We start from the raw sequence: 8,013 nt of genomic DNA on the forward strand, positions 1-8,013 counted from the left end.
AACGGATGCAGTACCGTCCTGCGCTGCTCGACGGCTTCATCGCCCAGACCGGCCTGCTCCTCGAACCGCTGTAACTTCAGCCTTTCAGGCTCAGTTGCAAATCGGTCGGATCTTGGGCCGTACAGGCCGTGACCTGGGCGGCGGGCTCCCCGCGAATGACCGCGGCTGACCGCTGTTGACCGCCCTTAATGGCCCGCTAATGGCCCGACGATCCGGGAGGGTCCTGCGAGACCCTCGTCCGCCACCGACGTGCGAAGACGCGACCTCCCCACCGCAACCCGCGAAGGAGCAGCCGGACCAACCCGAAGAGGAATGCGATCTCGAACAACAGGGAGCACATGAGCAGGACTTCGCTGAGCGACTCCCTACCGCTCTCACTCGCCCATCCGATGAGTACGGAAGCGGCGGCCATGCCCAGCACATACCCGAGCATCGCCAAAGCCTCGTTGTACCCAGCTCGCATGAGTTGATCTTAGGCCCGCCCCAACGCGGTCAAGGCTCTACGAATCCGTCCGAGGACTGCACCATGAGCAGCTCCGCCGGCGCCCCTGCGACGGGCACGACGTCCGTGACGGACCTCTTCCTTATCAGGACTGTCCCGGTCATGCTCCAGGGCTTGGAACCCGGTCCTGACCAGTGCTGGACGGGTGTGGACGTGAGCCGTCGTGTGCCTCTGTTGCAGTATTCGTTGCAGTACGAGGCTCAGTCGGTGTAGTCCTCGAACTCCCACTCTCCGATACGGCCGATCTTCTCGGCGAGTTCACCCCATGTCGGAGCCTCCAACACGGCAATCCGACCGCTCAGCCACTCGGTCACCTTGTCGGGATGGAATTCGGGCACGAAAAGCCAGTGCCGACCAATGAGAAAGGGGTGACGCTGGAGCTGTTCCGCGAGGGCCGATGGAGTGCAGACGGTGAGCTGGAACTGTTCCTCACCTGGCTCGCCCTGAGAGCCGACATACATCTCCAGGAGTTCACAAGCGTGGGTCCGGTCCTCGATGCTCCGCCCAGCCTCAAGATCAACCCAACGGAAGTCGCTCACTCGTGCTCTCATCGCCCAATGATCGCGCAGCGACACCGCGTCTTGCCGATGAATTGTCAGCTTGGGAAGTCTCTATCGCACCTGGTCGCTGAGCTGGGGAAGGGCTGACCTGCGGGGGAGCGCTTCGAGTACCCGTCATTCCCTGTGAGTCCCCCTTGCTCCCTCTGCTGACGGGCACGCAACGGGCACGGCCTGAGAACCCCGTGCGGACGCACACACCCCTCTCGCTGGATCTTCCCGTCGCCGTCGTCCCACCCTCGGGGAGCGGGCCGGGGCCAGGGCGCCAAGGTGGAGCGCCCCACCGGACGAACGACCTTGGCGCCCTGGCCCTGGTCTGCTCGGCTTGCCCTGGGACGACGGCGACGGGAAGATCCGGCCCCCAGCCACCTACCAACCTGGCTCGTGCCCTGGCGATCATCCCGGAGCCGGAGCGCCCCCGCCGGAGGCGTCGGTCTCTGAACCGGATACTTCCGCACGCTGTGCCCAGTAGCGTGCGATACGCGGGAACCTGCGTTCCAGCTCTTCGTCGCTGTCGATGACCCACCGTTCGCCGCGTAGCTCGAAGCGGTCCTCTCCTAGACCACTGCGTTCATGTGCCGCATCTTGCAGGGTGTCCAACTCCAGTCCGCTGAGCTTCTCGTATGGGTCCCATGCGACGTAGGCGAGCGATTCGAATTCGGGCCATTCGTCGTTGGTCCATAGCAATTCGCCGTCGGTTCGTTCCCTGACCAGGTCCCAGAGGTGCAGGACTTCGGGGACTTCGATCAGCCTGTCGGGTTCGGCGACCACACACTCGAAGGTGTCGCGTCCGAGGCTGACGAGCCAGCTACGGAAGTACAGGAAACCATCGTCTGACCCGGAACCGAAGACGGCGAAATAGGCTGCCCAAAGTTCCCAGGTGTTGGACCGGTACTGACAGATGTCCGTCCGCATCTGGAAGTCGATGACGTCATCGACAGAGTGTGTGTTCAGCTGCCTGTCCAGCCAGGCCAGTCGCGCTTTTTTGGTGCTGGTCTCCCGCCCGGACTGTTCGATGAGTGTCCAGAAGGCGTCCGCGTCCACGAACCGTGATCTTGGCATAGGCGGTGGCTTCTGGCTAGGGAGATCTCGTGGGAGGCGGTGTGTCGCTGGGTCGGCGAGTCTCGTTGGGTACGGCGGGTGCGCGGTGCGGCTACGGCCCGGGGCGCCGCCGGCCGGGACCGGCGCCCACGCCGCACGCCCGGACGGCGGGCGGCAGAGGGCCGAGTACGGCGGCGCGGCGCGCCGCCGCTTGATACCTATAAGAACAATTCGGCAAATCACTCGTGGAGCTGTGACGCTCCGAGTAGGTGGGTGCCGTCGTGGTGGCGGATGGCCGGCGCCTGGTCGTGGTGCATGGCGTCGAGGACGCGGATGGCGAACGCCTCGGATGCGAGCTCTTGGACCTCGTCGGCGGTGACCCAGCGGAAGGCGCGGGTCTCGTCGGTTTCGGTGAGCTGGCCTCCGATGACCTTGCAGCGGAAGACCAGGGCGACGATGCCGCGGGTCATGTTCTTGTAGACGCCGGTCAGGGTGACGGGCTCGACCGTCAGGCCGGTCTCTTCGTGAATCTCGCGGAGCAGGCCAGCGGTGATGTCCTCGTCGCGCTCCAGGACTCCGCCGGGTGCTTCCCAGTGGCCGTTGTCCCTGCGCTGGGTGAGGAGTGCGCGGCCCTGGTCGTCGATGATCACGCCTGCCACGCTGACGGAGTGCTGCGTGTTGTGGTGATCCATCGGATTACCTCCGGGGCTGCTGATCGCTATTGTCGAACTGCGGTACATGTATGTACGAGTTGAGGAGTGGTCGTGGCCGAGCTGCCGTTGCCGGATCTGGACCCGACCAGCGACCGGGCCGTCTTCCGGTAGATCGCCGATCACATCAGGCATGCGATCGAACAGGGCACTCTCGCCGAAGGTGACAAGGTGCCCTCAGAAGCTCAGCTCATGCAACATTACGGCGTCGCGCGGATGACCATCCGCAACGCGCTCCAGGTCCTCCAGGGCGAGGGCCTGACGGTCGCCGAACACGGGCGCGGCGTCTTCGTCCGCTCTCATCCTCCGGTCCGCCGGCTGGCTTCCGACCGGTTCGCCCGTCGCCATCGCGAGCAGGGCAAGGCCGCGTTCATCGCGGAGACCGAGGGAGCGGGCGGGAAGCCGACCGTCGACTCCATCAAGATCACCGAAGAGCGGCCCTCGGCGGACGTGGCCGAGCTGCTCGGGATCACCTCAGAAGATCACGTGATCGCCCGGTCGCGCCGATATCTGATCAACGGTCAGCCGGTGGAGACGGCCGTGTCGTACATCCCGGCGGAGATCGCGCGGGACACGCAGATCGCGCAGCCGGACAGTGGCCCGGGAGGGATCTATGCCCGGCTGGAGGAGTTGGGTTACCGGCTGGATCACTTCGTGGAGGAGATCCGTTCGCGGATGCCGCTCCGTGATGAGGTGCGGGCGCTCAAGCTCGCGCCGGGTGTTCCGGTGTTTCACCTGGTCCGTACGGCTTACGCCACCGATGGTCGCGCCGTGGAGGTGTGCGACACGGTGATGTCCAGCGATGCCTACGTACTTTCGTATGAGCTTCCCGCCCGATAACGCTTGACGAACTCCTCTAGAGGAGTCATAAAGGAGTCGCACCCAAACTCCTATAGACGAGCAGACGTCTGGAGGGGTTGTCTCTGGTGCTGTAGGAACCGGCGGATTCGAAGGGGCGAAGCCTTATGGCCGACCTGTGTGTGTCCTGTGAGGGGCGGGGGTGGAAGTACGTCAGCCCCCGGCGCGGACTGATCGCCGGACCAGGTGAAGCCGCTCCTGTTCTCCGTGTACGCGATGACTGCTCCACGTGTCAGGGATCTCGCACTCAGGAGACCTCGCAGGGACGACCGTCGTGAGTGCGGCCTTCGCGGCGAGGGGTGTCTCACCGCTGGAGACGGCGGAGTCATTGCGGTCCGAACTCGATCGCTGGAAGATCTCCGCTGATGTTCACGGCGGTTATGGCCTGGCGCTGGTGTCGGTCTGGGTGGGACTGGTCGTCTGGTGCGACGGCGACCGGTTCTGGTGGCGCACCGGCTGGGACGATCGACGTGAGCGCTTCACCTACGCCTGGCATCCGGCGATCGAGCCGGCCCGCGCCGCCCGTCGGGTCGCGTTCCGGTACAGGGACCTCCGCGACGCGCCTCCGCCGTCTGAGCCGATCGCCTAGAACGCACCATGCTCCCGCTCGACGAGTGCCTGAGCCCGCACGTGGCCATGGCCCAGCGTGATCATGTGCGGCTGGACTGGCGGGAACCGCATCGGGCGCTTGAGCGGGTGCGGTCGAGAAGGTGGACCTGCGCGTGCCGGGCCACGGTGTACGAGCTGTACGAGGGCGGGGGACAGGCGTTCATCCGGCGGACCCTTCAGCTCGAAACCGGCCACCAGATCCACGAGACCCACCGATGGTCGATCGCTGAAGCTCGGGCGACCTGGACAGAGCTACTGTCCGGACGAGCCCGGTAGAACGAGTGTGGCGGTGCGGTTGATGAGGCCGAATGGATGAGGGGGGTCTCGGAGTCCCGCACCGTCACACTCTCCACCCACGCATTTTGATCAGCTATGCAAGCCGGGTATCCGTGTCTATGCTGACGATAAGTCGAGTAGTTGGGTTGTTGTCATGTCCGTATCTGATGAGGAATACGCCCCGCCGAAGTACGCGCAGATCGTTACGGCGATCCGCCGCAAGATCGCGGATGGCACCTATCCTCCTGGTTCGCAGTTGCCCTCGGAGACGCAGCTCGTTCGCGAGTTCGCTGTCAGCCGTCCTACCGTGGTGCGGGCGCTTCAGGTGTTGCAGCTTCGCGGGATCATCGACCGCGAGCACGGCAAGGGCTCTTATGTGAAGACCCCACCGCCGGGTTCTGACGACGCCCCTTCTCGGCCTGGCCGCGCCGTACTCGATCGAGTGGAAGCCACTGAGGGCGGAGCGGTTATCGAGGTGGGATCGCATCCCGCGCCGGCCAATGTCGCGGCCATGCTCTCCTTGCCCGAGAAGACGCCGGTCATGATGCGCCGCGTCCTGCTCAGCGAGGCCGACGAGCCGTGCGAACTGGTCACCTTCTGGTGCCCGATCGAGCTGGCCGAAGGGACCGACCTCGGCCGCCAGGTGCCGCTGACGGTGAGCGTCCGCCAGCACCTCCAAGGGGCCAGAGGGCTACGGCTGGATCACGTCGTGGAGCGCCTGGCCGCCCGTCACCCCTTGCCCCAAGAGGCCAAGGTGTTGGGGCTGGGCAAGTCGGCCGCCGTGCTGGGCGTTCTGGCGCGTGTCTACGACGCTTCGGGCCGTCCTGTGCTGATTATCGACATCACGCTTCCCGGCGCTCTGCATGAGCTGGAAGACGCCTACACCTTGTGATGTGACCTAAGTCACACCCACTCTCGGAAACTCGTATTGTCGAGTACTCGTTTCCGAAGTAGCTTGTAACTCGATAGTACGAGTTAGCGACAGTACGACAGGAGAACAGATTATGGCCATCCAGGGCCCCATCCCCGTCAGCTTCGACCAGGTCTTCCCGCACGGCTGCTACATCGTCGGCGAGGTCGAGCAGGTCAAGGACTTCGACGCCTCCGCCAAGGGGCGCACCGTCTACGCCAAGGACAAGACCACCGGCGAACCCGTGTGGCAGGTCGCGGTCATGGACGCCGACCCCACCGTCAAGGCCGGCCAGAAGACCGTGTCGGTCAAGATCCTGTCGGCGGTGCAGCCGGTTCCCCCGGTGCCGCTGCCCGGTCTGCCGTTCACCCCGGTGGAGTTCGAGGCCATGACCGTCACGCCGTACGTCGGCCAGAACACCGGCCGCCTGGCCTGGTCCATCCGGGCCCGCGCGATGCGCGCTCCCCGCACCGCTGCGGCTCCGGCCAAGCAGAGCGCTGCGACCGGCAAGGACATAGCGGCCTGACACGTAAGCGGGGCCGCCAGAAGGTGCAACTTCCGGCGGCCCCTCAGCTCTCCCCGACTCCACATCAAGGAAGAAGGCACCAGCCTAATGTTCAAAAAACTGCCCGGCGACGAGGCACAACACCTCGTCTCCACAACCCCTGACACCGCCGTGGTCTTCCGTCCGGCCGTCGTCCAGACCCCGGCGTTCATCACCATCGTCATCTTCACGTGGCGGCTGCTGTCCGCTCTCGTGCGGCTGGTCTGGCGGCACCCGATCGCCTCGACCGTCGTCGCCGCTCCGTGCACGCTGGCCTGGCTGTACGGCTGGCAGTGGGGCGTTGCCCTGGTCGCCCTGGTGCTCGTCGGCCTCACCACGTGGCGCTTCGTCGATCGGGCTTCGTTCCTGCGACTGGTCGGCTGGCGGCTGCTGGCCTGGTGGCGGCTGGTGTGGGTCTACCGGCGGCACTGGCAACCGGTAATGATCATCTCTGGTCTCGGCCGGCACGTGCGCGGCCGCGACTACCTCCCCCGCCTGGTCGGCGTCTCCTGCACCTCGTGGGCCGACCTGGTCACGGTGAAGATGCTCACCGGCCAGTCGGTCACCGACTGGGCCGACCGCATCGACCACCTGGCCCACGGGTTCGGCGCACCCTCCTGCCGGGTGACCGTCGCCCGGCCGGGCCGGCTGCTGCTGGCCTTCCCCCGCCGCGACCCACTGGCCACACCCTTGCCCGCGCTGCCCATCCCGGCGGCCTCGGTCGGGCCGGTCGAGATCGGCAAACGCGAGGACGGCACCCCCTGGCGGCTCAAGGTCCACGGCACCCACATCCTGGTCGCCGGCGCCACCGGCGCGGGCAAAGGCTCGATCATCTGGTCCGTCATCCGCGGCCTGCTGCCCGCCGTCCATGCGGGCCTGGTCCAGGTGTGGGCGCTGGATCCCAAGCTGATGGAGCTGTCCTTCGGCCGGGCCCTGTTCGACCGCTACGCCGCCGGCCCGGCCGCCTGCGCCGACCTGCTGGAAGCCGCGGTCAAGGTCATGCAGGAGCGGGCCGGCCGCTTCGCCGGAGTCCGGCGCGACCACATCCCGACGGTGGAGGATCCGTTCGTCCTGGTGGTGGTCGACGAGGTGGCATTCCTGACCGCCTACCAGTCCGACAAGGGCCTGAAGCTGCGGATCTCGGCCGCCCTGGCGACGCTCACCACCCAAGGGCGGGCGGTCGGGGTTGGTGTCCTAGCCGCGCTGCAGGACCCGCGCAAGGACGTACTGAGCATCCGCAACCTGTTCCCCGACAAGATCGCGCTCCGTCTGGATGAGTCGGAACAGGTGGACATGGTGCTCGGCGACGGCGCCCGTGACCGGGGCGCGCTGGCCGACCTGATCTCCCCTCAGCCGGAGCAGGGCGCGGGCATCGCCTACGCCCGGCTGGAGACCTCGCCCGAGCCGACACGCGCTCGCGCCGGCTATGTCTCCGACGCCGACATCCGCGCCATGGTCGCCGCCTTCGCCGCCGACACCCTGCCCCTGCCCCCGATCGGTGAGGGGGCCTGATGAGAGTCACCTTCCACGCCACCCTCGCCGAACTCGGCGCCTACGGGCTGCTCGACCTCCACGACACGGACACGCCGCCGCACTTCGAGCTGGCCAATCTCCGGCTGTGTAAGGACCCCTACAGCGACGCCTACCGGCTCTGCGCCGACGTGCTCGACCGAGAGGAGGCCATGTGACCGACACCCTCGTCCACCCGCCCACCCCTCGACCGCCACCCATCCGAACGGCTCCGACCGCACGCTTCCCCGCCTGGTCCGCGACACCCTGCCCCTGGCGCTCGATGTCGCCGTCGAGGTCGCCAAGCTCAACGGCGTCTGCATCCGGCCCATCGAGATGCGCCGCCTGGACACCCACACCGGCACGACGGAAGCCTTCGACCTCCCCTGCGGGACCACCCAAGAGGCCAAGTGCCCGCCGTGCGCCAAACGCAACCAGCAACTCCGCAGAGCCCAATGCCGCGAGGGCTGGCACCTGGAGGCCGAGCCCATCGCCGA

The 8,013-nt window shown here is 66.6% G+C and carries 11 protein-coding genes; 8 read left to right on the forward strand and 3 right to left on the reverse strand.

Annotation, left to right across the window (positions count from 1 at the left end; genetic code table 11):
* Positions 1-702 precede the first annotated feature (702 nt).
* The 3 genes from ACZ6R6_RS48880 to ACZ6R6_RS48890 all read right to left on the reverse strand — a co-directional run bounded on the left by ACZ6R6_RS48880 (position 703) and on the right by ACZ6R6_RS48890 (position 2,792).
* Positions 703-1,041: an Imm8 family immunity protein gene (locus tag ACZ6R6_RS48880; protein ID WP_470104349.1), complete on the reverse strand. Its 339-nt coding sequence runs from the start codon at positions 1,039-1,041 to the stop codon at positions 703-705.
* 414 nt (positions 1,042-1,455) lie between these two features.
* On the reverse strand, positions 1,456-2,103 hold the full coding sequence (locus ACZ6R6_RS48885) for a DUF4240 domain-containing protein (RefSeq protein ID WP_470104350.1): 648 nt from the start codon (positions 2,101-2,103) through the stop codon (positions 1,456-1,458).
* Between the two features lie 236 nt (positions 2,104-2,339).
* Entirely contained in the window at positions 2,340-2,792 is a 453-nt protein-coding gene (locus ACZ6R6_RS48890) for an NUDIX hydrolase (protein ID WP_470104352.1), read from the reverse strand.
* Positions 2,793-2,936: 144 nt separating this feature from the next.
* Here ACZ6R6_RS48890 and ACZ6R6_RS48895 point away from each other — a divergent pair, with 144 nt between their 5' ends.
* From ACZ6R6_RS48895 to ACZ6R6_RS48930, 8 genes are all read left to right on the forward strand, one after another.
* The gene (locus ACZ6R6_RS48895; RefSeq protein ID WP_470104361.1) at positions 2,937-3,650 is read left to right on the forward strand and encodes a GntR family transcriptional regulator; all 714 of its coding nucleotides are present in this window, start codon (positions 2,937-2,939) and stop codon (positions 3,648-3,650) included.
* A 292-nt stretch (positions 3,651-3,942) separates the two neighbouring features.
* Positions 3,943-4,257: a hypothetical protein gene (locus ACZ6R6_RS48900; RefSeq protein WP_470104354.1), complete on the forward strand. Its 315-nt coding sequence runs from the start codon at positions 3,943-3,945 to the stop codon at positions 4,255-4,257.
* A gap of 8 nt (positions 4,258-4,265) precedes the next feature.
* Positions 4,266-4,553: a hypothetical protein gene (locus tag ACZ6R6_RS48905; RefSeq protein WP_470104356.1), complete on the forward strand. Its 288-nt coding sequence runs from the start codon at positions 4,266-4,268 to the stop codon at positions 4,551-4,553.
* Positions 4,554-4,707: 154 nt separating this feature from the next.
* A complete protein-coding gene (locus ACZ6R6_RS48910; protein ID WP_470104357.1) occupies positions 4,708-5,445 on the forward strand; it encodes a GntR family transcriptional regulator in 738 nt (245 codons plus the stop codon).
* A 112-nt stretch (positions 5,446-5,557) separates the two neighbouring features.
* The gene (locus ACZ6R6_RS48915) at positions 5,558-5,989 is read left to right on the forward strand and encodes a plasmid replication, integration and excision activator (RefSeq protein WP_470104358.1); all 432 of its coding nucleotides are present in this window, start codon (positions 5,558-5,560) and stop codon (positions 5,987-5,989) included.
* A gap of 87 nt (positions 5,990-6,076) precedes the next feature.
* Positions 6,077-7,519: an FtsK/SpoIIIE domain-containing protein gene (locus ACZ6R6_RS48920; protein ID WP_470104359.1), complete on the forward strand. Its 1,443-nt coding sequence runs from the start codon at positions 6,077-6,079 to the stop codon at positions 7,517-7,519.
* A complete protein-coding gene (locus ACZ6R6_RS48925; RefSeq protein WP_470104360.1) occupies positions 7,519-7,695 on the forward strand; it encodes a hypothetical protein in 177 nt (58 codons plus the stop codon). Before ACZ6R6_RS48920 ends, ACZ6R6_RS48925 begins: the two co-directional genes overlap by 1 nt.
* A 157-nt stretch (positions 7,696-7,852) precedes the next feature.
* A partial coding sequence (locus tag ACZ6R6_RS48930) for a replication initiator (RefSeq protein ID WP_470104363.1) occupies positions 7,853-8,013 on the forward strand: 161 nt, incomplete at its 3' end.

Source organism: Streptosporangium sp. NPDC048886, assembly GCF_055586905.1.